The 26,017-nt window shown below is 66.5% G+C and carries 19 protein-coding genes; 13 read left to right on the top strand and 6 right to left on the bottom strand.

Going from position 1 to position 26,017, the window contains the following annotated elements; all coding sequences use genetic code 11:
• Positions 1-9: 9 nt before the first annotated feature.
• The 3 genes from ACYCAX_RS09045 to ACYCAX_RS09055 all read right to left on the bottom strand — a co-directional run bounded on the left by ACYCAX_RS09045 (position 10) and on the right by ACYCAX_RS09055 (position 3,937).
• Positions 10-1,389 (bottom strand): OprD family porin, encoded by a 1,380-nt coding sequence (locus ACYCAX_RS09045; protein ID WP_294976166.1) that lies wholly within the window; start codon positions 1,387-1,389, stop codon positions 10-12.
• A gap of 157 nt (positions 1,390-1,546) precedes the next feature.
• Entirely contained in the window at positions 1,547-3,130 is a 1,584-nt protein-coding gene (locus tag ACYCAX_RS09050) for an ABC transporter substrate-binding protein (protein ID WP_460247895.1), read from the bottom strand.
• A gap of 243 nt (positions 3,131-3,373) precedes the next feature.
• Positions 3,374-3,937: a helix-turn-helix domain-containing protein gene (locus ACYCAX_RS09055; protein WP_460247837.1), complete on the bottom strand. Its 564-nt coding sequence runs from the start codon at positions 3,935-3,937 to the stop codon at positions 3,374-3,376.
• A gap of 172 nt (positions 3,938-4,109) precedes the next feature.
• Between ACYCAX_RS09055 and ACYCAX_RS09060 the strand changes: the two genes are divergently transcribed.
• Positions 4,110-5,327, top strand: coding sequence for a M24 family metallopeptidase (locus ACYCAX_RS09060; RefSeq protein WP_294976160.1), 1,218 nt, complete (start codon positions 4,110-4,112; stop codon positions 5,325-5,327).
• 91 nt (positions 5,328-5,418) lie between these two features.
• Here the strand turns inward: ACYCAX_RS09060 and ACYCAX_RS09065 are convergent, their stop codons facing one another.
• From ACYCAX_RS09065 to ACYCAX_RS09075, 3 genes are all read right to left on the bottom strand, one after another.
• Positions 5,419-7,011, bottom strand: coding sequence for an ABC transporter substrate-binding protein (locus ACYCAX_RS09065; protein ID WP_460247838.1), 1,593 nt, complete (start codon positions 7,009-7,011; stop codon positions 5,419-5,421).
• A 49-nt stretch (positions 7,012-7,060) separates the two neighbouring features.
• Positions 7,061-8,662 carry an ABC transporter substrate-binding protein gene (locus ACYCAX_RS09070; protein WP_460247839.1) on the bottom strand — a complete coding sequence of 534 codons (1,602 nt, stop codon included), beginning with the start codon at positions 8,660-8,662 and terminating at the stop codon, positions 7,061-7,063.
• A gap of 221 nt (positions 8,663-8,883) precedes the next feature.
• Positions 8,884-9,600 (bottom strand): SIMPL domain-containing protein, encoded by a 717-nt coding sequence (locus ACYCAX_RS09075; RefSeq protein ID WP_015475795.1) that lies wholly within the window; start codon positions 9,598-9,600, stop codon positions 8,884-8,886.
• Between the two features lie 221 nt (positions 9,601-9,821).
• Between ACYCAX_RS09075 and ACYCAX_RS09080 the strand changes: the two genes are divergently transcribed.
• The 12 genes from ACYCAX_RS09080 to ACYCAX_RS09135 all read left to right on the top strand — a co-directional run bounded on the left by ACYCAX_RS09080 (position 9,822) and on the right by ACYCAX_RS09135 (position 26,016).
• Positions 9,822-11,078 carry an ATP-binding protein gene (locus ACYCAX_RS09080; RefSeq protein ID WP_015475796.1) on the top strand — a complete coding sequence of 419 codons (1,257 nt, stop codon included), beginning with the start codon at positions 9,822-9,824 and terminating at the stop codon, positions 11,076-11,078.
• A 24-nt stretch (positions 11,079-11,102) separates the two neighbouring features.
• Positions 11,103-11,663, top strand: coding sequence for a response regulator transcription factor (locus tag ACYCAX_RS09085; RefSeq protein ID WP_015475797.1), 561 nt, complete (start codon positions 11,103-11,105; stop codon positions 11,661-11,663).
• Positions 11,664-11,730: 67 nt separating this feature from the next.
• Entirely contained in the window at positions 11,731-13,464 is a 1,734-nt protein-coding gene (locus ACYCAX_RS09090) for an ABC transporter ATP-binding protein/permease (protein WP_460247840.1), read from the top strand.
• A gap of 191 nt (positions 13,465-13,655) precedes the next feature.
• Complete coding sequence (locus tag ACYCAX_RS09095; protein WP_460247841.1) at positions 13,656-14,633, top strand: M23 family metallopeptidase; 978 nt, start codon at positions 13,656-13,658, stop codon at positions 14,631-14,633.
• Between the two features lie 130 nt (positions 14,634-14,763).
• Entirely contained in the window at positions 14,764-14,982 is a 219-nt protein-coding gene (locus tag ACYCAX_RS09100) for a hypothetical protein (RefSeq protein ID WP_236620508.1), read from the top strand.
• Between the two features lie 18 nt (positions 14,983-15,000).
• Entirely contained in the window at positions 15,001-15,420 is a 420-nt protein-coding gene (locus ACYCAX_RS09105; protein ID WP_015475801.1) for a bactofilin family protein, read from the top strand.
• Positions 15,421-15,488: 68 nt separating this feature from the next.
• Entirely contained in the window at positions 15,489-16,430 is a 942-nt protein-coding gene (locus ACYCAX_RS09110; protein ID WP_294976139.1) for an AEC family transporter, read from the top strand.
• Positions 16,431-16,596: 166 nt separating this feature from the next.
• Positions 16,597-17,406, top strand: a complete 810-nt coding sequence (locus ACYCAX_RS09115; protein WP_015475803.1) for a YfaP family protein — start codon at positions 16,597-16,599, stop codon at positions 17,404-17,406.
• Between the two features lie 38 nt (positions 17,407-17,444).
• Positions 17,445-19,196, top strand: coding sequence for a DUF2138 domain-containing protein (locus tag ACYCAX_RS09120; RefSeq protein WP_460247842.1), 1,752 nt, complete (start codon positions 17,445-17,447; stop codon positions 19,194-19,196).
• A complete protein-coding gene (locus tag ACYCAX_RS09125; RefSeq protein WP_041711747.1) occupies positions 19,181-19,825 on the top strand; it encodes a DUF1175 domain-containing protein in 645 nt (214 codons plus the stop codon). Before ACYCAX_RS09120 ends, ACYCAX_RS09125 begins: the two co-directional genes overlap by 16 nt.
• Entirely contained in the window at positions 19,822-24,369 is a 4,548-nt protein-coding gene (locus tag ACYCAX_RS09130) for an alpha-2-macroglobulin family protein (RefSeq protein WP_460247843.1), read from the top strand. Before ACYCAX_RS09125 ends, ACYCAX_RS09130 begins: the two co-directional genes overlap by 4 nt.
• A 3-nt stretch (positions 24,370-24,372) precedes the next feature.
• Complete coding sequence (locus ACYCAX_RS09135; protein ID WP_294976127.1) at positions 24,373-26,016, top strand: DUF2300 domain-containing protein; 1,644 nt, start codon at positions 24,373-24,375, stop codon at positions 26,014-26,016.
• Position 26,017: the final 1 nt, after the last annotated feature.

A 26,017-nucleotide genomic window follows, 5' to 3' on the forward strand; every position in this document is an offset into this window, starting at 1 on the left:
CCGGTTCTCCTACAGCAGGGCGAAGGGGAAGGTGCTGACCAGGCGGATTTCGTCGACGCTGCCGTCGACCTGGTTCTGGCTGGCCAGGTGCTTCATGTACATCAGGCGGAACCTGGTACTCCGGAGCGGCCCGTCCTGGATCACGTAGGTGCCCATCAGGCCCAGCTCGTGGTGCTTTTCGCCATCCTGGGCGCGGACCTCGGCGTAGTTGCCGAAGGCGCCATTGCGGTCCCCGTCGTAATGGGTGCCGTCGATGTCCCAGCCCTTGGCGTACCACACCGCGGTGGTCAGGCCTGGCACGCCGTAGGGCGCGAAGTCAGTGCCGTAGCGCAGCTGCACGGACTTCTCGTTGGGCCCGTTGTAGTCCGACAGCAGCGAGTTGGCCAGGTAGATGGCCGAGGTCTCGTGCACGTAGTCGAAATACTCGTTGCCGTCGACCTGCTGCCAGCCGAGCATCAGCGAGTGGGCGCCGTGGCCGAGGGTGAAGGCCAGGCTCCAGGTGTCGTTGTCGATGTAGCCCGCCTCGCGGTTGCCGGTGTCGCGGGTGCTGTAGAGGTTGAAACTGGTGTTCAGCAGCAGCCTCTGCGCATCGCCCAGGTCGTGGGAGAGGCCGAGGTAGTACTGATTCCAGATGTTCTCGAAGTGGCCGCCGTAGGCCGTCACCGACAGGTTCCCGGCGACCTTGTAGCTGCCGCCGATGTAGCTGTAGCGGTCGCCCTTGACCTGGCGCGTGCCGTACTCGGTGGTGAAGTCCTCGTCGCCCGCCCCGGTGCGTGGGCTGGCGCGGGTGAAGCTGCCGGCCTGCAGCGGGAGGCCGGCCAGTTCCTCGCTGAGCAGCGCCACGCCGTTGAAGCTCGACGGCAGGGCGCGGTTGTCGATGCTGTTGAACACCGGTGTCTCGACCTGGAAACGCCCGGCCTTGAGTTCGGTGTTGGAAACGCGCAGGCGCAGGTTGGCGATGCCCATCTTCGACCACTCGTCCACGGCCTCGCCATCGCTGTGGGTGAGGGTGCGGTTGCCGCCACCGCCGATCACACCCTTGCCACGCTCCAGGTTGATGGCGTTGAAACCGGCCACGTCGAGGCCGAAGCCCACGGTGCCCTGGGTGTAGCCGGAGCTGTACTGGAGGATGGTGCCCTGCACCCAGGTGCGGCGGCTGTGGGTGAATTCCGAACCGCCGTCCTTGGGAATGCGGAAGCCGAAGCTGTCGTGCATCTGCTCGCGGGAGGCGAAGTTGCGCGTGGTCAGGGTCAGGCTCTGGCCCTCGACGAAGCCTGTGGCGCCGGCCTGGCCCCTGTTCGCATCGTCCTCGGCGGCCCAGGCCTGGCCGAGCAGCCCGGCGCCGATCGCCAGGCCCAGTACGGCGGGTTTGAAATACGGACACTGCATGGGATTGCTCCTTCTTCTTCGTTGTTGTTTTCCAGACGGCAAACGCATCCCGCCGCGCCTGCCGGGGCGGGCGCGCTGGGAATAGGCAGTGGCGAAACGAAGGGCCGCTCGGTCTGCGCCGGGCCGGCCTGCCTGCGGCGGACGCCGCGGGCTTCGGCTAGGGCTGGTTGCTCACGCCGTAGAACGAGTTGCGCCCGAAGGGGCTGATGAGGAAGCCGTGCACCGACTTGCGCATGGGCTGGTACACGGTGGAGTGGGCGATGGGGCTGATGGGCAACTGCCGGGCGAGCAGTTGCTGGGCCTGCTGGTAGAGGGCGACGCGCTGGGCGTGGTCATTGGTCGCCTTGGCCTGCTTCACCAGCTTGTCGTAGGCCGGGTCGCACCACTTGGAGACGTTGTTGCCGTTGACCGAATCGCAGCCGTAGAGAGTGCCCAGCCAGTTGTCCGGGTCGCCGTTGTCGCCGGTCCAGCCGAACAGGATGGCGTCGTGCTCGCCGGCGTGGGCGCGCTTGATGTACTCGCCCCACTCGTAGCTGACGATCTTCGCCTTGATGCCGACCTTGGCCCAGTCGGCCTGGATCATCTCGGCCATCAGCTTGGCGTTGGGGTTGTAGGGGCGCTGCACCGGCATGGCCCAGAGGGTGATTTCGCTGCCTTCGGCGATGCCGGCCTGCTTCAGCAGGGCGCGGGCCTTGTCCGGGTCGTAGGCCTGGCCCTTGATCGATTCGTCATAGGACCACTGGGTCGGCGGCATGGCGTTGACCGCCAGTTGGCCGGCGCCCTGGTAGATGGCCTCGATGATCGCCTGCTTGTTCACCGCCATGTCCAGCGCCTGGCGCACCTCGACGCGGTCCAGCGGCTGGTGGGTGACGTTGTAGGCCAGGTAGCCGAGGTTGAAGCCCGGCTGCGACGGCATGTCCAGGTTGGTGTCCTGCTTCAGCGAGTCGAGATCCGCCGGGCGCGGGTTGAGGCTGATCTGGCATTCGCCGGCCCTGAGCTTCTGCATGCGCACCGAGGCGTCGGTGTTGATGGCGAAGATCAGGTTGTCCAGGCGCACGTCCTCGGGTTTCCAGTAATCCTTGTTGGCCTTGAAGCGGATCAGCGCGTCCTTCTGGTAGCGGCTGAGCACGAAGGGCCCGGTGCCGATGGGCTTCTGGTTGATCTCGCTGGCCTTGCCCTGGCTGAGCAACTGGTCGGCGTACTCGGCGGACTGGATCGCGGCGAAGCTCATCGCCAGGTTCTGGATGAAGGCGGCGTCGACCTCGTTGAGGGTGAAGCGGACGGTATGGTCGTCGAGCTTCTCCACCCTGGCGATGTTGCGGTCCAGCCCCATGTCGGTGAAGTAGGGGAACTCGGTGGGGTAGGCCTTGCGGAAGGGGTGGTCCTTGTCGAGCATGCGCTGGAAGGTGAAGACCACGTCGTCGGCGTTGAACTCGCGGGTCGGCTTGAAATAGCCGGTGCTGTGGAACTTCACGCCGCGGCGCAACTGGAAGGTCCAGGTCTTGCCGTCGGCGCTGGTTTCCCAGCTTTCGGCCAGGGCCGGCACGGCCTCGGTGCCGCCGCGCTCGAACTGCACCAGGCGGTTGAACAGGGTTTCCGAGGTGGCGTCGTAGTCGGTGCCGGTGGTGTACTGGCCCGGGTCGAAGCCGGCCGGGCTGCCTTCGGAGCAGAACACCAGATTGCTGGCGGCGAAGCTCGCCGAGCTGGCCAGCAGCAGGCTGCCGGCGACCAGAGAATGCATGGAGATACGACGCTTCATACGCATGCCTAACCTCGTTGTTCTTTTTCTGAGGGAGCCTGGCATGGGCGTTGTGGGCCTGCGCCGGCTCGGGCGCCATCGCTCCTCCGTGGGCGATGGCCGGATGTCGCCGGGGGCGCCGGCGAATGTCGAACGCGAAGTTAAGTCAGGGTGAAATTAAGGTCAACTTAAATTCAGTGCCACTGCAAAAATCGGAAGCGTCCTTCCACGCTCGGGGAATATCTTTCAGGTGCCCGGATGCTCGCCGAACAGCGGCATGGTAGTGACGGTCAGCACTTCGGCGGTTTCCTCGCCGGCATTGCGCAGGCAGTGCGGCTTACCGGCGTCGAAGTGCACCGAGTCGCCGGGGCCCAGGGGGTAGCTGCGGCCGTCGATGGTGTAGACGATGCTGCCGCTGAGCACGTAGGCGAATTCCGCGCCCTCGTGGGCGATCAGCTCGGACTGGTAGCCGGCCGGCATGCTCATCTTCACCGCGTTGAGCTGGTTGCCGGGAAAGGCCGTGGTCAGGCGTTCGTAGCCCAGCGGCTGGCCCTCGATGGTGTAGCGCACGCGCTCGCCCTGGTGGGAGTCCGGCTGGGCCTGCTGCGGCTGGTCGAACAGCTCGTTGAGCGGCACCCCGAGGGACCTGGCGATGCTGGCCAGGGAAGAGATGGAAACTCCGGTGAGGTTGCGCTCGGCCTGGGACAGGAAGCTGGCGGTCAGGCCGGACTCGCTGGCCACCTGGCTGAGGGTCTTCTTCGCGGCGCGCCGGTAGCGGCGCAGGCGCTCTCCGATTCGATCGACGGTCATGGGTTGGGCTCTTGGGGAATGCCGGCAGTATACCGGCGAAGGATCACCGTGGGAGCGCACGATGGGAGGATTCCTCCTCTCAATGATTTTTCAGTTCTACTTAAATTCTGTTTGGTGAGCTTTTTAAGCTGTGCTTAAATTTTCGCAGACTTTTCACCAGGAGAACTGGGCGATGACAATGGGTGTTGGGGGGCGTACTCCCGAGCAGGCGTTGGCGGATCTACGCGACATGAGCGGCGGCGTCGAGCCGATCGGGCTGGCCGAATACCGCGCCCGCGTGGCCGGCCTGCAGGCGCGCTTGAGCGAGCAGGGCATGGCGGCGGCGTTCATTGATGCCGGCAGCTACCTGCGCTACTTCAGCGGGGTGAAGTGGAATCCCAGCGAACGCCTGGTCGGCCTGCTGGTCCCCGCCAAGGGCGAGCCGCTGTACCTCGCCCCGGCCTTCGAGGAGGGCACGGTGCGCGATTTCCAGGTGCTGCCCGGGGCGATCCGCACCTGGCAGGAGCACGAGAGCCCCTATCGCCTGCTGGCGGATATGCTGGCGGAGCTGGACGTGCCGGCCGACGCCCGCCTCGGATTGTGCCCGAGCCTGCCGTTCGGCATGGTCGAGCGCCTGCGCCAGGCCGCCGGTTCGCTGCGCCTGGTGGATGCGAGCGCCGTGGTCGACCAGGGCCGGCAGCGCAAGTCGGCGGCCGAGCTGGCGCTGATGCAGCGCGCCAAGGACATGACCCTGGAAGTGCACAAGGCCGCCGCCAGCATCCTCCGCGAAGGCATCAGCGCCACCGAGGTGGTGCGCTTCATCGAGGCGGCGCACCGCTGCGTCGGCGCCCCCGGCTCGACCTTCTGCATCGTGCTGTTCGGCGAGGACAGCGCCTTTCCCCACGGCGTGCGCGAGCCGCGCCCGCTGCGCGAGGGCGACATGGTGCTGATCGACACCGGCTGCCAGCTGCACGGCTACCAGTCGGACATCACCCGCAGCTACGTCTTCGGCACGCCCAGCGACCGCCAGCGCGTCTTCTGGAACCTGGAAAAGGCGGCCCAGCAGGCAGCCTTCGACGCCGCCGTGACGGGCCAGCCCTGCCAGGCGGTGGATGCCGCCGCGCGGCGCTGCCTGGAAGCCGGCGGCCTGGGCCCGGACTACGCCTTGCCCGGCCTGCCGCACCGCACCGGCCACGGCATCGGCCTGGACGTGCATGAGGGCCCCTATCTGGTCCGCGGCGACGAAACCCCGCTGGAAGCCGGCATGTGCTTCAGCAACGAACCGATGATCTGCGTGCCGGGCGAGTTCGGCATCCGCCTGGAAGACCACTTCTACATGACGGCCGAAGGGCCGCGCTGGTTCACCCAGCCGAGCCACTCGGTGGACGATCCGTTCGGCCTGGAAGCTTGAGGCTGGCGGCTCTTCGTAGGAGCGAGCTTGCTCGCGAATCGCTTTACTGCGGGGTTTTGTTCGCGAGCAAGCTCGCTCCTACAGCAAAGGCTCAGGGCGTGAGTTCAACCCGCGAAAAGTTGTTCGAGCCCAGGGGGCTGAGGGTGAAGCCCTTCACCTCCGGGCGCACCACCGCGAACTGCTTCGGATAGGCCAGGGCGATCCACGGCGCCTCGCGCTGGAAGATCGCCAGGGCCTGGCGGTACAGCCCGGCGCGGGTCGGCTGGTCGGTGCTGGCGCGGGCGAGGCGCAGCAGTTCGTCGAACCCGGCGTTGCACCAGCCGGCCTGGTTCTCGCCGCTCTTCGCCGCCGCGCAGGACAGGTTCGGCGTGAGGAAGTTGTCCGGGTCGCCGTTGTCGCCGACCCAGCCCATGAAGATCAGGTCGTGCTCGCCCTGCTTAGCGCGCTTGATCAGCTCGCCCCATTCGTACACGCGGATGTCGGCCTGGATGCCGATCCTGCCCAGGTCGTCCTGGAGCATCTGCGCGCCGATGCCGGGATTGGGGTTGGTCGGCCCGCCGCCGGGGCGGGTCCAGATCGAGAGCCTCAAGCCGGGCTTGATGCCAGCTTCTTCCAGCAGTTGCTTCGCCCGCGCCGGATCGTGCGGCCAGCCCTTGAGCTGCGGGTCCGAGCCCCAGAGCGTCGGCGGGTAGGGCGCGACCGCCGGGGTGGCGGCACCTTCGCCGAACTGCGCCTTGAGGTAGGCGGCACGGTCGAAGGCGAGGTTGATCGCCTGGCGCACGCGCACGTCGTCCAGCGGTTTGTGCCGGGTATTGAGGGCTACGTAGGCCACCAGCAGGGAATCCAGTTCCTCCACCTTCAGGTTCGGCGCCTGGCGCAGTGCGGGGATGTCCGTGGGCTTGGGGTAGAGGGCAATCTGGCAGTCGCCGGCCTTGATCTTCTGGATGCGCACGTTCGGATCGGGGGTGATCGCCAGCAGCAGGCGGTCGATCTTCGGCCTGCCGCCCCAGTAGTCCGGGTTGGCATTGAAGCGTACCTGGGCGTCCTTCTGGTAGCGCTGGAAGACGAAGGGGCCGGTGCCGATGGGCAGGTTGTTCAACTGCCCGGCCTTGTCGGCGGCCAGCAGCAGGTCGCCGTACTCGGCGGAATAGATGGAGGCGAACCCCATCGCCAGGTCGGCGAGGAAGGGCGCCTCGGGATGCTTGAGGGTGAAGCGCACGTGCTGGTCGTCGAGCTTTTCCACCGCGCTGATCAGGCTGGGCAGGCCCATCGCCTCGGCATAGGGGAAGCCGCGCGGAGCCAGCTTGTTCCACGGGTGTTGCGGGTCGAGCTGGCGCTGGAAGCTCCAGAGCACGTCGTCGGCGTTGAGCGCGCGGGTGGGCTTGAAGTAGTCGGTGCTGTGGAACTTCACGCCCTGGCGCAGGGCGAAGGTGTATTGCAGGCCGTCGTCACTGATCGTCCAGCTTTCCGCCAGCGCCGGCACCACGCGGGCGCTGCCGGGGGCGAACTGTACCAGGCGCTCGAACACCGTCTCGGCCGAGGCGTCGGCGGTGGTGGCGGCGGTGTACTGGGTGATGTCGAACCCTTCCGGGCTGGCCTCGGTGCAGACCACCAGGGATTGGCCGAACGCCGGCGCGCAGCCAAGCAGGCTGACGAGGGTCAGGCGGATGAGCGCGTTGCGCACGGCGGCTGCCGCAACAAAGGGCCGCCGGGAAGCCCGGCGGCCGCTGGCCTTACTTGCCGACGCTGACGCCGTAGAACGAGTTCAGCGCGAACGGGCTGATCTTGAAGTCCTGCACCGTCTTGCGCATCGGCTGGTACACGGTGGAGTGGGCGATCGGGGTGATCGGCACCTGCTCCTTGAGGATATGCTGGGCCTGCTTGTACAGCTCGGTGCGCTTGGCCTGGTCCGGCGTGCGCTTGGCATCCTTGATCAGCTTGTCGTAGGCCGGGTCGCACCATTTGGAGAAGTTGTTGCCGTCCACGGCATCGCAGCCGTAGAGGGTGCCCAGCCAGTTGTCCGGGTCGCCGTTGTCGCCGCTCCAGCCGATCAGCATGGCGTCGTGCTCGCCGCCCTTGGCGCGCTTGATGTACTCGCCCCACTCGTAGGTGACGATCTTCGCCTTGATGCCGACCTTGGCCCAGTCGGCCTGGAGCATTTCGGCCATCAGCTTGGCGTTGGGGTTGTAGGGGCGCTGCACCGGCATGGCCCAGAGGGTGATCTCGGTGCCTTCGGGCACGCCGGCCTTCTTCAGCAGTTCCTTGGCCTTTTCCGGGTTGTAGCCGGCATCCTTGATGCTGTCGTCGTAGGACCACTGGGTCGGCGGCATGCCGTTCACGGCCATCTGTCCGGCGCCCTGGTAGACGGCGTCGATGATCGCCTTCTTGTTCACCGCCATGTCCAGCGCCTCGCGCACTTCGAGCTTGTCGAACGGCTTGTGTAGGACGTTGTAGGCGATGTAGCCGAGGTTGAAGCCCGGCTGCGACGGCATGTTCAGGTTCGCATCCTTCTTCAGCGCTTCCAGGTCGGCCGGGCGCGGGAAGAGGGTGATCTGGCACTCGTTGGCCTTGAGCTTCTGCATGCGCACCGAGGCGTCGGTGTTGATGGCGAAGATCAGGTTGTCGATCTTCACCTCGCCCTTGTTCCAGTAGTCCGGGTTGGCCTTGAAGCGGATCATCGCGTCCTTCTGGTAACGGCTGAACACGAAGGGGCCGGTGCCGATGGGCTTCTGGTTGATGTCGGCGGCCTTGCCCTGCTTGAGCAACTGGTCGGCGTATTCGGCGGACTGGATCGAGGCGAAGCTCATCGCCAGGTTCTGGATGAACGCGGCGTCGACGTCGTTGAGGGAGAACTTGACGGTGTGCTCGTCGACCTTCTCCACCTTGGCGATGTTGGTGTCCATGCCCATGTCGGTGAAGTAGGGGAACTCGGTCGGGTAGGCTTTGCGGAACGGATGGTTCTTGTCGAGCATGCGGTTGAAGGTGAACAGCACGTCGTCGGCGTTGAACTCGCGGGTCGGCTTGAAGTAGTCGGTGGTGTGGAACTTCACGCCGGAACGCAGGTGGAAGGTGTAGGTCTTGCCGTCATCGGATACATCCCACTTTTCCGCCAGCCCCGGAATAACCTGGGTGCCGCCGCGCTCGAACTGGGTGAGGCGGTTGAAGACCGTCTCGGCCGAGGCGTCGAAGTCGGTGCCGGTGGTGTACTGGCCGGGGTCGAAGCCCGCGGGGCTGCCTTCGGAGCAGTAGACCAGGTTGCTGGCGGCGTGGGCGAACGGTGCGCTGGCGATCAACCCAGCGGCAATCATGGAGCGGATGACGGCGTTCTTACGCATACGGACCTCTGGTTATTCTGGTTGTCATCGAGGAACAGCCTTGTGGGCTGCGTTGCGTGAAACTATGCACGGCGCATGCCGGGCGCAAGCGACTGACCGGGATGAGTGTAGAAGTTGTAACGCCGGTGCACGTGAATGTCGCAATTTCGACAATGAGAGCCGTGCCGCCCCGGACGGCGCCTCGATTGCCGGAGGCGCCGCGCGGGAGGAGGTCGCCTGCGTTATGGCATCTGCACTTCGATCGTGCCGTCGGCGCTGATGGTGACCTGGCTGGTGCCGGCCTCGATTTCCTGGGCCGGGGCGCCGCCATAGCTGTCGGCCTTCATCGCCGCCATGCGCATCATCGGCATCGGACGCGGCGCGCCGGAGGTGTTCAGGTTCAGGCTGACCAGCTTGTAGCCCTTGCCGCCAAGGGCGTCGGTCAGCACCTGGGCGCGGGCTTTGAAGGCGCTCACGGCGTCCTGCATCAGCGCGTCCTCGTTCTTCACGCGGGTCGCGTCGGCGATGCTGAAGTTCATGCTGCCCATCTTCAGCTTGCCCAGCAGGTCGGCGGTGAGCTGGGAGAGGCTGGCGAAGTCGGCGCTTTCCAGACGGATCTCCGCGCGCTCGCGCCAGGCGGTGATCTTCTGGCCCTTGTCGTCATACACCGGGTAGCTGTTGCGGCTGCCCAGGCTGACGGTCACGCCTTTCACCTTGCGCGCCTGTTCCACCGCCGCGTTCAGCGCCGTGGTGGTCTCGGCGGCCAGCTTGGCCGGATCGCCAGCCTGGCCTTCGCTGTAGAGGGTCACGTGCATCAGGTCGTGGGCGACTTCCTGGCTGACCTCGGCGCGCAGCGAAACCTGGTTGTAGCGCGGTTCGTCTGCCAGCGCACCGAGGCTGGTGGCGCACAGGGCGATGGCGGCGGCGAGGGCGGTGAAGGGTTTCTTCAGTACAGACATGGATGACTCCTTGCTCCAGAAAAGGTCCCGGCCACAGCGTAGTAGACTCGGTGGCGGGGAGTGTCGGACTCTCTGACGGAGATTCGTTCCGGGACGGGTTAACGCTGGATGTCACCAATTGTTTCCGACCGCCGCGGCCTGCGCTGGAGTATGCTGTGGCGCTATGCCGCATAAGTTGGAGGGGGCTCTTGGCTATACTCGCGCAAATTCCGGAATTCATCATGCGCACACCGGTTTTCCAGCTTTCCGCCAGTCGTCAGAACCTCCTGCATCTGACGCTCATCCGAATTCTCGTGCTTGCCGCCCAGACAGGTTCCGTCGGGCTCGCCTACAAGGCCCAACTGATCCAGCTGCCTTGGCTGGCGCTGGGCGTGACCCTCGGCGTTTCCCTCGTGCTGTGCCTGGGTACTGCGCTGCGCCTGCGCGGTCCGTGGCCGGTGACCGAACTGGAGTACGCCGTTCAACTGGCCTGCGACCTGCTCATCCACAGCGTGCTGCTGTATTTCTCCGGTGGTTCCAGCAATCCCTTCGTTTCCTATTACCTGGTGCCGCTGACCATCGCCGCGGCCACCTTGCCCTGGCTCTACACCATCGTCCTGGCCGGCCTGGCGCTGGCCAGCTACACCGTGCTGCTGGTGTGGTTCCACCCGCTGGAGATGGCGGCAGGGCAACGGGACAACCTGCTGGTCTATGGCATGTGGTTGAGCTTCGCCCTGGCCGCCGCGCTGATCACCTTCTTCGTCGCGCGCATGTCCGAATCGCTGCGCCGGCAGGAGCAACTGCAGGCCCAGCGTCGCGAGGAGCTCATGCGCGACCAGCAACTGCTCGCCGTGGCCACCCAGGCCGCCGGCGCCGCCCATGAGCTGGGGACGCCGCTGGCGACCATGAGCGTACTGCTCAAGGAACTGCGCCAGACCAACGCCGACCAGCCACTGCTGCAGGAAGACCTGGCGCTGCTGCAGGAACAGGTGAAACTCTGCAAGGACACCCTGCAGCACCTGGTGCGCGCCGCCGAGGCGGACCGCCGCCAGACGGTGGTGGAGCAGGGCGCCAACGAGTGGGTCGAGTCGGTCCTGCACCGCTGGCACCTGATGCGCCCGGAGGCCAGTTATCGTTACCAGACCCTCGGCAAGGGCAAGGCGCCGCGGATGGTGCCACCCACCGACCTGAGCCAGGCCTTGCTCAACCTGCTGAACAACGCCACCGATGCCTGTCCGGATGACCTGGATATCCGCCTGGACTGGGATGCCGGGGAAGTCTGCCTGAGCATCCGCGACCAGGGGCCGGGCGTTCCCCTGGCCATTGCCGAACAGCTCGGCAAGCCTTTCTTCACCACCAAGGGCAAGGGTTTCGGCCTCGGCCTGTTCCTCAGCCAGGCCAGCGTGACGCGGGCAGGTGGCACGGTGAAGTTGTACAACCATGAAGATGGCGGCACTCTGACGGAGTTGCGTCTGCCAAGAAGCTACGGCGTGGCTTGAGGGCCACGTTTGCGAGGAAGTCCCATGAGCGAAGAGATCCAGTTCGAAGGCGAAGAGCAGCCCCACCTGTTGCTGGTGGACGACGACGCCACCTTTACCCGCGTCATGGCCCGCGCCATGACCCGCCGTGGGCTGCGGGTGTCGATCGCCGGCTCCGCCGAGGAGGGCCTGGTCATGGCCAGGGAGGACCTGCCTGACTACGCCGTGCTCGACCTGAAGATGGATGGCGACTCCGGCCTGGTGCTGCTGCCCAAGCTGCTGGAGCTGGACCCGGAGATGCGGGTGGTGATCCTCACCGGCTATTCCAGCATCGCCACCGCGGTGGAAGCCATCAAGCGCGGCGCCACCAACTACCTGTGCAAGCCGGCGGACGCCGACGACGTGCTGACCGCGCTGCTGTCGCAGCATGCGAACCTGGAAACCCTGGTGCCGGAAAACCCCATGTCGGTGGACCGGCTGCAGTGGGAGCATATCCAGCGCGTGCTGGCCGAGCACGATGGCAACATTTCCGCTACCGCCCGTGCCCTGGGTATGCACCGGCGAACCTTGCAGCGTAAGCTGCAGAAGCGCCCGGTGAGGCGTTAAGCGATCGATAACACAAGGAGCGCCAACTGAGCGCTCCTTTTATTTTCAGCCGTGCGAGCAAGACCCCATGACCGACAGCGCCGAATACCGCGCGGCGAACGACGCCGTGCGCAGCCGTTTCTTCCACCGAGTCTGGCAGCTCACCGCGCCCTACTGGCGCAGCGAAGAAAAAGGCATGGCCTGGCTGCTGCTGATCGTGGTGATCGCGCTGTCGCTGGTGGGCGTGGCCCTGAACGTCTGGCTCAACAGCTGGTACCGGGACTTCTACAACGCCCTGCAGAACAAGGATCTGAAAAGCTTCATCCACCTGATGCTGGTGTTCTGCGGCATCGCCGCGGTGTTCATCCTGACGGCCGTATACCGGCTGTATCTCACCCAGATGCTGACGATCCGCTGGCGCCGCTGGCTGACCGAAAAGCACTTCGCCACGTGGCTCCAGCACAAGAGCTACTTCAACCTGGAGCAGGGCGGCTATACCGACAACCCTGACCAGCGCCTGACCGACGACCTGAAGAGCTTCACCACCACGACCCTCGGCCTGAGCCTGGGCCTGCTGAGCAACGTGGTCAGCCTGGTGTCCTTCTCGGTGATTCTCTGGGGCGTTTCCGGCAGCATCGAAGTCCTGGGCATCGCGATCCCCGGCTACATGTTCTGGGCCGCGCTCATCTATGCCCTGGTCGGCAGTTGGCTGACCCACCTGATCGCCCGCCGCCTGATCGGCCTGAACAACCGCCAGCAGCGTTACGAGGCCGACCTGCGCTTCGGCCTGGTGCGGGTGCGCGAGAACGCCGAGAGCATCGCCCTGTACAACGGCGAGGCCAACGAGAACGAGCGGCTGATGACCCGCTTCCGCAATGTCTGGGGCAACTTCTGGGAGCTGATGAAGGTGCAGAAGCGCCTGACCTTCTTCTCCGCCGGCTACGGACAGATCGCCACCGTCTTCCCCTTCATCGTCGCCGCGCCCCGCTACTTCGCCGGACAGATCCAGCTGGGCGAGCTCATGCAGATCAACTCGGCCTTCGGCAACGTGCAGTCGGCGATGAGCTGGTTCATCGATGCCTATGCCGACCTCGCCAGTTGGCGCGCCACCTGCGACCGCCTGCTGAGCTTCCGCTCGGCGATGGCCGAAACCGCCCGGGAGTCCGCCAACATCGACGTGCGCAAGGACGGCGACCTGCTGCACCTGCAGAACCTCAGCCTGCAGTTGAGCGGCAATCGCGAACTGCTCGAACCCACCAGCCTGACCGTCCGCTGCGGCGAACACGTGCTGATCGGCGGCCCTTCCGGCGGCGGCAAGAGCACGCTGCTACGGGCCATGAGCGGCCTGTGGCGCTATGGCAGCGGCGTAGTGCAGATGCCCGAGGCGCGCAGCCTGTTCCTGCCGCAGAAGCCCTATCTGCCCATCGGTACCCTGGCGCAGGCGCTCAGCTACCCGGAACAGCCCGGCCAGCACAGCGTCGAGCGTCTGCAGGAGGTCTTGCGCCTGTGCCGCCTGGAAGCGCTGATCTCGCGCCTGGACGAGGCCGATCACTGGCAGCGGGTGCTGTCGCCCGGCGAGCAGCAACGCCTGGCGATCGCCCGAGCCTTGCTCTATGCGCCGCGCTGGCTGTTCCTCGACGAGGCTACCTCGGCGCTGGACGAAACCGACGAGGCGGCGCTCTACCAGGTACTGCTGGAGCAACTGCCGGGCGTCACCCTGGTCAGCATCGGCCACCGTGCCAGCCTCAAGCGTTATCACCCGAGGCAGTTGCGTCTGGAAGACCGCCGGCTCCGGGAAATGGAGACGGTATTGCCGGCCTGATGGCAGTTTGATTCCCTGTCAAAGTGTGAGCTGGTTAGTGGAGAACGTCTGAAAGTCATCGCATATGGGATGAAATCTTCTTAATTTCTTACATTTTCCAGTGTTTAACCGCTGCGAAATTTTCAATAACAGGTACCCTGTGCACCCCGACCGGCCATCGCCCGGCTCCAAGGCAGTTCAACGGTACCGTTATGAAGCCTCTTTCCCCGTCACGGCAGGCCCTGACCCGCTCGGATCTGCGTCTGGTCGATCCGCGCCGACTCATGCTGGGCACGGCCTGTGTGTCGCTGGTGCTGGCCGTCGCGGCCTTTGCCGGCGGCATCTGGGTGGGACGTGCCCATGTCGAGCCTGTCTTCGTGCCGGTCGCGCACACCGAGGACAGTGCGCGTGAACCGCAGGAACGTTTCGCCGCCGAACGCATCGGCGAGCTGTCCGGACGCCTCCAGGTACTGGAAAAGGACGCCGCCTATCTGCTGAAAGCCGTCGACAGCCACGAAGAGATCGCTCGCAAGCTGTCCAGGCTCGATCCTGAACTGGCCCCGCAGGCCAGGGCCACGCCCTCGCCGGCCCGGAAGTCGTCCGTCAATGGCGAGGGCGGCATCCTGCTGCCGCCGCGTCCGTGCGCCGATCCGCTGCCGTCGGCCGACATCGACCAGAACGAGCGCTCGGCCCGCTGTCTGCGCCGCGTCTTCGACCAGTTGATGGACCAGGTTGCGCGGCGCAGCGCCGATTTCATGGCCATTCCGGCCCGCCGGCCGATGGAGGATGCGCGCCTGGGCTCGCCCTTCGGCAATCGTGTCGACCCCTTCAACCGCCGTCTGGCCTTCCATTCCGGCCAGGACTTCTCGGCGCCCACCGGCAGCCCGATTCATGCGGCGGCCGGCGGGCGGGTGATCGTCGCCGGCCGGAGTCCGTCCTACGGCAACCGCGTTGAAATCGACCACGGCAACGGCCTGGTGACGCGCTACGCCCATGCATCGAAGCTGCTGGTGAAGGTGGGCGACGTGGTGCTGCCGGGGCGGGAGATCGCCAAGGTGGGCTCCACGGGCCGTTCCACCGGACCCCACCTGCACTTCGAGGTGCTCTACCACGGCGAGTTCGTCGACCCTCAGAACTTCCTGTCTCTGGGCGGCATGGAGATCGACAGCGATGGCATGGCCTCGGACTAGGAAACCCTCCACCCGCGATCTGCTACGCGCCGAGCACCGCCCCCATGTCCCTGGCCGTCATGCCCGCACGGGGTGGGCCGTATTGCTGCTGTGCCTGGTCCTGTCCGCGGTGCTGGCAGGCGCTTGTCTGTTGCGCGCAGAGGATGACGGACAGGTGCGCCAGCGCATCGAAACGCTGCAGGCGGAAAACGCCCGCCTGGCGGCGGCGCTGGAGGAGCGGCGCCTGCAAGGCGACCAGGACCGCGCCAACCGCGAGCAACTGATGCGCCGGATCGACGCGATGTCCGCCGAAATCAAGAAACTGAAGACCGAGCTGGCCTTCTTCCGCCAGCAGAAACCCGGCAAGTAGTCCGTCGTAGGAGGACAGATGTTCAGCAACAGCAAGAAAAAGGCGCCGCAGGTGTCCGTGGACAAGTTCTCCAGCCTGCTCTCGGGCAACGTCTCCCTGGTGGGCGACATGCAGTTCGAGGACGGCCTGAAGATCCTCGGCGCGGTGAAGGGCAACATCTGCCACAAGCCCGGTGCGGCGAGCCTCCTGGCGCTCAGTGCCGAAGGACATATCGAGGGCAACGTGAGCAGCTACGATGCGCTGATCGACGGCACCATCATCGGCGACCTCTACGTCGAGCACCTGCTGGAGCTGCACTCCAACGCCCGCATCGTCGGCAACATCCAGTACCGCCAGCTGAGCATGGAGAACGGTGCCACAGTGGACGGCAAGCTGACCCGCCTGGCCGATGGCGAAGCGCCGAAACCACTGGAGCTGCCAGCGCCCGCCGAAGCCTGATTCGGACGCGGCGAGCGGCCCGCGGCTTGCTATGATCGCCTGTCCCGCCGTCCTGATATCTGCGCCCCATGCTCGCACTCCTGCTCCAGACCTTTGGCATTACCGCCCCCGTATTCGCCATGCTGTTCCTCGGAGTGCTGCTGCGGCGCGTGGGCTGGATCGATCCGGTGTTCATCCAGACGGCGTCGGCGCTGGTGTTCAACGCCACCATGCCGGCGATGCTGTTCCTCGGCATCTACCACGCCGACCTGCACAGCGCGGCGCGCCCGGAACTGCTGTTGTATTTCTGCGTGGCGACCCTGGTGGGCTTCCTGCTGGCCTGGGGCTGGTCGATCTGGCGGGTGCCCCGCGCGGAGCGCGGCGTCTATACCCAGGGCGCGTTTCGCGGCAACAACGGCATCATCGGCCTGGCCCTGGCCACCAACCTCTACGGTGACCACGGCCTGGCACTGGGCTCGGTCCTCGCGGCCCTGGTGATCCTCTGCTACAACACGCTCTCGTCGGTGGTGCTGGCGATCTACAGCCCGAGCATGAAGTCCGACCCCTGGAGCATCCTCAAGAGTGTGCTGCGCAACCCGTTGATCATCGGCGTGCTGGCGGCGCTGCCGTTCTCCTGGCTGCAGATCGGGCTGCCGGGCTGGCTGCTTACTTCTGCCGACTACTTCTCCCAGATGACCTTGCCGCTGGCGCTGATCTGCATCGGCGGCACCCTGTCGCTGGCCTCGCTGCGGGACAGCGGCGCCCTGGCGCTCAGCGCCAGCCTGATGAAGATGGTCTGGCTGCCGCTGCTCTGCACCTCCGGCGCCTGGCTTTATGGCTTTCGCGGCGCCGAGCTGGGCGTGCTGTTCCTCTACTTCGCCAGTCCGACGGCGGCGGCCAGCTTCGTGATGGCCCGCGCGGCGAACGGCAACCATGAGCTGGCCGCCTCGATCATCGTGATCACCACCCTGGCGGCGGCGGTGACCACCAATATCGGTGTCTTCCTGCTGCAGTGGGGCGGCTGGATGTGACGGTCGTCGCTTCAGGTTTTCAGATGGTAGAAGTCAGATAAATATGCAGTACGTTGTAAGACATTGCTGAAAGATTGCGTTGTGCCGGTGGAGGTTTTGAAGTTCATTTCTTCGTTGTACAAGAACCGTTACATTTGGCATCCGTTTGCACGATCAAGGACTGTTCATGCATCTCACGCGTCGGCCCCTGTATGCCGCTTTCTGTCTTCCAGCCTGCCTGCTGGCGGCGGTAGTCGCTGCCGAGCCGCGTGCCGAACTGAGCAGCCCGAGCGCCGGCTGGCGCTATTCCGGCCTGACCGATGACCTCAATGCCCCGCGCGTGGCCTATCCCACGCCACCCATCGACCGCGGCGGCGTTCGCGGCCGCAGCCTGATCGAAGGTCACCTGCGCGAACTGTCCGGCGTCGACCGCGCCCAGCGCCTGGTGGTCAACGGCAATCCACTGCCGCTCTACACCGACGCCGAAGGCCGCTTCGTCCGTCCCTACAACTTCGGCGCGGGCAGTAATAGCGTCGCGGTGAGCAGCGCCGAGGGCCAATCCCTCAAGCGCATCCAGTTCTACGAAGCCAACCGCAGCCGGTTGCCGCCGAGAATCCGCCTGGCGCTGGGGTGGAACGACCCCAAGGCCGAGCTCGATCTGCATATCGTCACCCCGGACGGTCAGCATGCCTTCTGGGCACACCCGCGGCTGAGCAATGGCGGCGCCCTCGACCCCGATGGCGTGGATGGACCGGGGCCGGAGATGTTCACCATGACGGCTCCGCTGCATGGCACGTACCTGGTCTACGTCAACTACTGGGGCAACCTGAACAGCCAGGGTTACAACTTCCAGGCCGGCAGCAATGAGCAGGACGTGATCACCGCCGAGATCAACCTGGTGTTCAACGAGAACAGCGTGAACGAGAAGCGCGAGACCTTCGTGGTGCCCATGCGCACCATCGGCGATCTGGTGCTGGTGAAGACTTTCAACTACTGAATCCGCCCCTCGCAGGGATGACACGGGACAAGCGATCCATGAGCGACAACACGCCCTCCAGCAGCCAAGACAGTACGCCCACGCCACCCGCCGAACAGGCCACGCGCCGTGGGCCGTTGATCGCCATCGGCGTGGTTGCCGCCGTACTGGTCGCCGGCGGCCTCGCCCTGGCCTTCGGCCTGATTCCCGCCTTCCACTCGGTACCGGTGGGCACCCTGGAGGCGCCGGAGACTCCGGAGGCGCTGCTCGACCTCAAGCGCCCCGACGCCCTGATCGAGAGCGCCTCGCTCAGCCAGTTGCCCAGGGCGGTGCTGGAGGTGCCGCTGCTGCGCGACGTGCTGACCGAGGACTTCGTCTTCTACTACGAGAACAATGGCGACCGCCTGGGCCTGACCGGCACCCTGCGGCGCATCGTCTACGAGCACGACCTGACCCTGAAGGACAGCCTGATCGAGGAACTGCTCGACCAACCGGCCCAGGTCGCCCTGTGGCGCGGCCCCGACGGGCGCCTGCGCGATTTCCTGGTGGTGCTGCGCCGTGGCGGCCTGGCCAAGCTGCTGGAGCCGCTGGCGAAGGTCGCGGCGGACGATACCCAGTTGAAGCAGGTGGGCGAGATCCAGGTCGGCGGCGCCGCGACCGCCGTCTACCGTCTGCGCTATGGCGCCGAGAGGAGCGTGCTGTTCGCCTCCCGTGGCGACCAGATGCTGGTGCTGTCGAACCCGAAGATGCTCTTCAGCGATGCCGGCGGCGAAGGCCTGGGCGAGCCTAACGTGGCGGTCGCCAAGGATCTCGCGACGCTGCTGGAGGGACAGCAGGCGTTCGCCAGGCAATTCGGCCTGGAGCCTTCCGCCGAGCTGAAACAGCGCATTACCCTGGGCGCTGGCGCCCTGGCGATGGGTTACCAGCGCTTCATCCCGAGTTTCGCCGGCGTGCGCTTCGAGCAGGGCAAGGATGGCTGGCACAGCTACCTGGCGCTCAATGAAGTCGCCCGCCAGCCGGAACTGGATTTCACCCCGGTATGGCAGGCCATGCCGATGGGCGCCAGCGCCTGCGTGGCGCTGCCGGTCACGCCCGGCCTGTACGACAGCCTGCTGGTGCGCCTGGGCGCCGAACAGAAGATGGCCACCTCCTTCTCCGAGCACCTGAGCGGCGCGGCCGGCCTGTGCTGGTACTCCGAATCGCGCCTGCATTCGCCGCTGCTGGTGGTCAAGCTCGACGCCCCGGCCAGCCCCGAACTGGACGAGGAGCTGGGCAAGCTGTTCGGTAGCCTGGTGGGTTCCTTCGAGGCCAGGGTGGAGGAGGGCGCGTTCCCGGTGGACAGCCGTCCCGAGGGCGACGGTCGCCTGTGGCAGCGCCAGGTCAGCTCGCGCTTCGGCCAGTATCCGGCGAGCGAGGCGGAGAACCCCGACCAGGTGAGCGGCAACGGTTTCTTCCGCGTCAGCCTGCTGCGCGACGGCAATACGCTGCTGTTCTCCATCGATGACAAGCTGCTGGACAAGGCGCGCAACACCCTGGCCAAACGCTTCCCGCCGCTGGCCGACGTGCTGCCCAGGGATGTCCAGGTGCCGGCCTACCTGGCGCCCAATACGCTATCCGACCTGCTGCAGCGCGAGACGATGGACAGCCTGCCGCGTGACATCGAACCGGTGTTCCGCAACGCCGCCGATACCTTGCTCCTGCCGCGCCTGAATATCCTCGCCACGCAAGGGGCCTATGCCCTGACGCTGCCGTCCGGCAGCGAGCCCAGCGGCGACTGGCAGTGGCAGCCGCTGCAGTGGAAGGCGCTGTGATCGGACGCTCCCTGATCCTGCTCGCCGGGTTGCTGGCCGTTGCATTGGCCCAGGCCGCCGAGCCCGCGCTGGATACCCGGCAATCGCAGGTGTTTCGCGCCTGGTTCGTGCGCATCGCCGAGGAACAGTTGCGCCGCGGCCCGAACCCGCGTTGGTACCAGCAGGACTGCGCCGGCCTGGTGCGCTTCGCCGCCAACGAGGCGCTCAAGGTGCACGACGCCAAGTGGCTGCGCGCCAACGGCATGTCCAACCGTTACCTGCCGCCGGAAATGAGCCTGAGCGATGACCAGCGGCGTCTGGCGCAGAGCTGGCAGCAGGGCGGCGGCCAGACCGGCCCCTATGTCAATGCGATCAAACTGATCCAGTACAACAGCCAGCTCGTCGGCCGCGACCTCAACCAGGCGCGGCCGGGCGATCTGATTTTCTTCGACCAGGGCGATGACCAGCATCTGATGATCTGGATGGGCCGCGACATCGCTTATCACACCGGCACTCGTACGGCGACCGACAACGGCATGCGCTCGGTCAGCCTGCAACAACTCATGACATGGAAGGACACCCGATGGATACCCGACGAATCCAATCCCAACTTTATCGGCGTGTATCGCTTGTCCTTCCTCGCCCGATGAGCGCGCTGCGCGGGATTGCCGCTGCCCTGGCCTGTGCCGGCCTGTTCGCCGGCATGCCCGCCGCCGTGCAGGCGGACGACAACCTGCCGGCGAGCAACTACTCGCCGATGACCGGGGAGTCGTTCTTCCTGCTCGCCGACTCAAGCTTCGCCTCCGACGAAGTGGCCAAGGTGCGCCTGGAAGCGCCGGGCCGCGATTATCGCCGCTTCCGCATGGAGCCCTACGGTGGCGCCGATATCCGCGTCTACCGCATCGACCAGCCGCTGGACTTCCTCAAGCGCCAGAAGAACCTGCATCGCGTGGTGTCCGAAGGGCAGTTCAAGGGCGAGGGCCTGTCCAACACCCTGGCCTATCTGTGGGATAACTGGTATCGCAAGTCGCGCCGGGTGATGCAGCGGGCGTTTTCCTACGAATCGCGCAAGCAGGTCACCGAAGTGGTGCCCGAGCTGAAGATGGGCGACACCATCGCTGCGCCGACGCCCTATGACGCGCCGCCGCAGTACGCGCCGATCCCCGGCCTGCCGCTGGTCAGCCAGTTCCGCTACCCGCTGTGGGACGCCAAGCCGATCCAGCCGCCTAAGGACGTGACCCTGATGGGTTCGTCCAGCGAGTTCATCAATGTCGCGCCCGGCAACGTCTACGTGCCGCTGGGCAAGCTGAAGCCCGGCCTGTACCTGGTGGAAGCGCTGGTCGGCAAATACCGCGCGACCACCGTGGTGTTCGTCTCCAACAGCGTCGCGGTGAGCAAGATCGCCGGCAACGAGCTGCTGGTGTGGACCGCGCGCAAGCATGAAGGCACGCCGGTGGGCGGCGCCAAGGTGCTGTGGACCGACGGCCTGGGCGTGATGAGCAGCGGCAGCAGCGACGCCGACGGATTGCTGCGCCTGCAGCACGTCAGCCCCGAGCGCTCCTTCGTGATCGGCGAGGACGAGGAGGGCGGCGTCTTCGTCTCCGAGAACTTCTATTACGACAGCGAAATCTACGACACCAAGCTCTATGCCTTCACTGACCGCCCGCTCTACCGTCCGGGCGACTGGGTGTCGCTGAAGATCGTCGGCCGCGAGTTCAAGAACTCCCGCGAGTCGCAGGCGCCGCAGAGCGCGCCGCTGCGCCTGTCGGTGATCGACGCCGCCGGAACCACGCTGCAGACCCTTGACCTCGAGTACGACGCCAGGAGCGGCACCAACGGCCGCTTCCAGTTGCCGCCCAACGCCGTCGCCGGCGGCTACGAGCTGCGCTTCGACTACCGCGGCCAGACCTACAGCAGTGCCTTCCGCGTCGCCGAGTACATCAAGCCGCACTTCGAGATTTCCCTCGACCTCGCCAAGCCGGACGTCAAGACCGGCGAGCCGGTAAAGGGCAACCTGATCCTGCTCTACCCGGACGGCAAGCCGGTGGCCAATGCGCGCCTGGAACTGAGCCTGCGCGCCCAGCAGCTGTCCATGGTGGACAACGAGCTGCAGTACCTCGGCCAGTTCCCCGTGGAGCTGTCCAGTGCGCAGATCACCACCGACGACCAGGGCCGCGCCGCGCTGGAGCTGCCGGCGGCGGAGAAGCCCAGCCGCTACATGCTCAGCGTGTTCGCCAGCGATGGCGCCGCATACCGCGTGAAGACCAGCAAGGAAATCCTCATCGAGCGCGGCGCCGCGCGCTATCGCGTCAGCGCGCCGCAGCGCTTCAGCGCCGCCGGTGACAAGGTCGAATTCAGCTACGCCGCCGAGCAGCAGACGCAGATCCAGCCGACCATCTACCGCTGGCTGCGCCTGGAGGACCGCAGCAGCGGCGACGGCGCGGTGCAGGGCGGCACATTCGCCATCACCTTCGACAAGCCCGGCACCTACAGCGTCGAACTGCGCGACAAGGCCGGCCAACTGCTCGGCGGCACCGGCCACTCGGTCAGCGGCGACGGCGTGAAGGCCGTGCCAGGCACGGTGGAAATCGTCCTCGACAAGGCCGAGTACCAGGCCGGTGAAGAAGCCCTGGCGCTGATCACCTTCCCGGAACCGGTGGACGATGCGCTGCTGTCGCTGGAGCGCGACAAGGTCGAGGCCACCGCACTGCTGTCCAAGGGCGGCGACTGGCTGAAGCTGGAGAAGCTCAACCCGACCCAGTACCGCGCGCGCATCCCGGTGAAGGCCGAGTTCTCGCCTAACCTGACCTTCTCCGTGCTCTACACCCGCAGTGGCGACTACAGCTTCCAGAACGCCGGCATCAAGGTCGCCGTGCCGCAGGTCGACATCGCTGTCAGCACCGACAAGGAGCGCTACGAACCGGGCGAGACGGTCACCGTCAACCTCGACACCGCCTACGCCGGCAAGCCCGTCTCCAGCCACCTCACCGTCAGCGTGGTGGACGAGATGATCTACGCGCTGCAGCCGGAGATCGCCCCGGGCATCGACCAGTTCTTCTACCACCCGCGCCGCAACAACGTGCGTACCAGCGCCAGCCTGTCGTTCATCAGCTACGACGTGGCACTGCCCGGCACACCCAGCGCACCCGGCCGCGCCAACCGCAGCGAACGTGGCGTGAAGGTGCTGGAGCGCCCGCGCCGCGAGGAAGTCGACACCGCCGCCTGGGAGCCGGAACTGGTCACCGACGCCAACGGCAAGGCGCAGTTCAAGTTCCGCATGCCCGACTCCCTGACCCGCTGGCGCATCACCGCCCGTGCCATGGATGACCAGGGACAGGTCGGCCAGAAGAAGCAGTTCATCCGCTCCGAGAAGCCGCTGTACCTGAAGTGGAGCGGGCCGAAGCGCTTCCGCACCGGCGATGTGCCCGACCTCGGCCTGTTCGTCTTCAACCAGGGCGAGCAGGACGCCAAGGCCGAGCTGCTGATCCGCGCCAACGGCGAGGAGAAGACCCAGGCGCTGGAGCTCAAGCGCGGCGTCAACTACATCGCCTTGCCGAAGCAGCCGCTCAGTGATGGCGACTGGAACGTCGAACTGCGCCAGGACGGCCAGGTGCGCGACAGCCTCGGCGTGCACTTCAGTCTGGTGGCCGACAGCTGGCAGGTCCTGCAGTCCCGGCCGCTGCAGGTCAACGCGCAGAACACGCCGCTGCAGCTGCCGGCGGACGCCCGTGATGTCAGCCTGCGCCTGGACGACAGCGCCCAGGCCCTGCTGCGTGGCAACCTCGATGCGTTGCTCGACTATCCCTGGGGTGGCGTCGAGCAGACCGCCAGCCAGTTGCTGCCGCTGAGCGTCGCCTACCCGATGCTGGCGGGCGGCGAACCGCGCGTGCGCGATCGCCTGCGCCTGATCATGCAGACCAGCCGCCTGCGCCTGGTGCAGATGGCCGGCCCGGATGCCTACTTCACCTGGTGGGGCGGCGAAGACAACGACGCCTTCCTCACCGCCTACGCCTACTACGCCGACTGGTACGCCAGCCGCGCGCTGGAAATCCAGCTGCCGGCGGACCACTGGCAGCGTGTGCTGGAGCTGTACTCCGCGCGCGCCAGCGCCACGCCGCCGTTGCAGCGCGCGCTGATCCTGGCCTTCGCCCGCGACATGCAGTTGCCGGTGCAGACCCTGGTCAGCGGCCTGCTCACCGACCTGGAGAAGGCTGGCAACGGCGAGGCGGCGAAGTCCGTGAATGATGCCGACGGCAGCCTGGTCATGGGCCAGCCGGACTCCGAACTGGGTCTGGCAGTGGCCCGCGTGCTGAGTGCCGGTCTCGCCGAGCAGAGCAAGGTCGCGCTGCCGCCGGGCTTCGCCAGGCAACTGGACGCCGCGCGGCTGAAGCTGAATACCAGCGAGCAGCCCTTTGCCCGCGCGGTGCAGCTCTACAGCGGTTCGCTGGATGCCAACCGCGCCCGCGCGCTCCTGCTGAGCCTGGCGCCGCAGCAATCCACCGTCGAACGCGCCCTGGCCCTGGCCTGGATGCAGCGCGCCGTGGCCGCGGCACCGGCCGCCGAGCTGCCCAGGCCGGTGGCGAGCTGGAAGGAGAGCCACAGCACCTCCGGCGATGCCTTCTGGCAGTGGCAGGGCAAAGGTGTGCCGGCGCAGCTGGACCTGAGCGCCGCGCCGTCGCGTCCGCTCAACGCCTCCGTCACCTTCCGCAGCGCCGAGGCGCCGGCCAGCCAGTTGCCAGTCAGCATCAAGCGCCGCCTGCTGCGCCTGGTGCCGGGTGACGAGGCGTTCAAGTTCAATGCCGAGGAACTGGGTGACAAGCCGCTGTCCAGCGACGAGCTGTACCTGGACGAGGTGACCCTCACCAGCGAGCAGGCGCAAGCCCTGCGCTATGGCATGCTGGAAGTGCCGCTGCCGCCGGGCGCGGACGTCGAGCGCACCACCTGGGGCCTGCAGATCAGCGGCCTGGGCGGTGTCGAGGCGACCAGCCTGGAGCGTGCGCGCAATGAGCCGGGTGACCTGTTCTACGGCGTGCCGGTGGATACCCTGGCTGGCGAGTTGCGTTTCCGCCATCTGGTCCGCTTCTCGCAGAAGGGCGAGTTCGTCCTGCCGCCGGCGCGCTACCAGCGCCTCTATGCGCCGCAGGAGCAGGCGCTGGAGCAGAATCCGGCCCTGGCGAAGATCAAGGTTCAGTAATCGATGCGCGCGCGTCTGGCCGGGCTGATCCTGCTGTTGCCGCTGAGTGCCCTCGCGGTGTCCGGTTCGCAAGAGCAGGCGCAACTGGCCTGGCGCACGGCGCAGGGTGACCAATTGCTGCGGCTCGGGCCGCAACGGGTACAGGGGCGTGAGCCATTGCCGGCTGACCTGCGCGCGCCGCTGGGCAGTCTGTGGAAGCTGTTCGTCTATGCCTGGTTGAACGATACCGGCCAGCAGGAACCGGCCTATCGCTGCCGGGGCGAGGACAAGGAAGAAGTCTATTGCTGCACGGCGGGACAGAGCATCGAGCGCGACGCCGCGTTGGTGAAGTCCTGCGGCCTGTACTTCCAGCCGCAGCGCCTGGGTATCGATGGTGCGATCTGGCAGCAGTACTGGCAGGCGCGGCACGCCCCGGCCTGGATCGCAGAACTGGACAAGCTGGCGCCGCAGACCGAAGTCCCGGTCGCCGCACTGCTCGACCAACTGCAGCACCTGCCGGCACAGGATCAGGCGCGCAAGGTGCTGCTCGACGTCAGCCTCGCCGCTGACGAGGGGCGCGCGCCGGCCGCGCTGGGTGGACGCCTGCGGGTGAAGACCTGGAGTTGGGAGGAGGGTGGTCAGCGTGAAGGAGGTTTTGCCGGCTGGCTGGTCGACGGCGCGCCGCTCTGGGCGCGTGGGCCGGGTACCAGCAAGACGGTGCTGGCCAGGTACGGCAACGTCATCGGTACCGCGCTGCCGGCTCCGTGGCCCAGCGATCCGGGCCGTTGCGTGGAGGTCAGCCTGTTCCGCCGCTATCCGCTGAAGGAGGTCTACGACGCGCGCAACCAGCCTGCCGCCGAAGGCGTGCTGGAAGGCCGGCAGAACCTGTTGTTCGCCAATGGCGTTCGGCTTGACGTGAACAGCAACGGTGATCTGTTCCTTGAGCGCGGCACGCAGGGGCCGTACTTGACCGCTCGCCTGTCCCGCGAGGAATACGTCGCCCGCGTGCTCGACCGCGAGGCTTCCGCCACGCCGCCGGAAGCGGCCAAGGCGCTGGCGGTGACCATCCGCACTTATCTGTTGCAGAACGGCGCGCCGCATGGCGACTGCCTGAGCATCGATGACAGCAGTCAGCGCCAGCGCGTGGCACCGCGTCCGGCCAGCGAGGTAGCGCGGGGTATCGCGGCCTGGACCGCCGATCTGGTCCTGGCTGGCGGCAGCGTCACCTACCACTCCGACGAGGCGGGGCCGTCGAAGTTGTCCTGGCGCGACGCCCAGGAACAGGCCGCCAGGGGCCTGCGCTACGACGCCATCCTCGCCCGTGCCTTCCCGCGCACCAGCCTCAGCCGCTGGGGCAACCCGAGCGCTGCCTGTCAGCCCTTGCCCGAGGCCGAGCGCTGGCTGCAAGCGCAGCGCCGCAGTTGGCGGCCGCGCCTGGACGGTGAGCCGGGCTACGAGGAAGTGCAGTCCTTCGCCGTGTGCCGTCTGGGCTCCGGCCGGCCTTACGTGGACCGTGAACGCCAGCGTATCTTCGTTCGCGGCCTGTACTCGCTCCAGGACCGCCTCGACCTGACCCACGAATACCTGCACCTGGCGCTGCAAGCCCACCCCAATGGACACGACGAGGGCTACGTGGAAAGCCTGGCCCGCCGTCTGATACTGGAATGAT

The sequence above is a fragment of the Pseudomonas sp. MT3 genome (assembly GCF_054720805.1).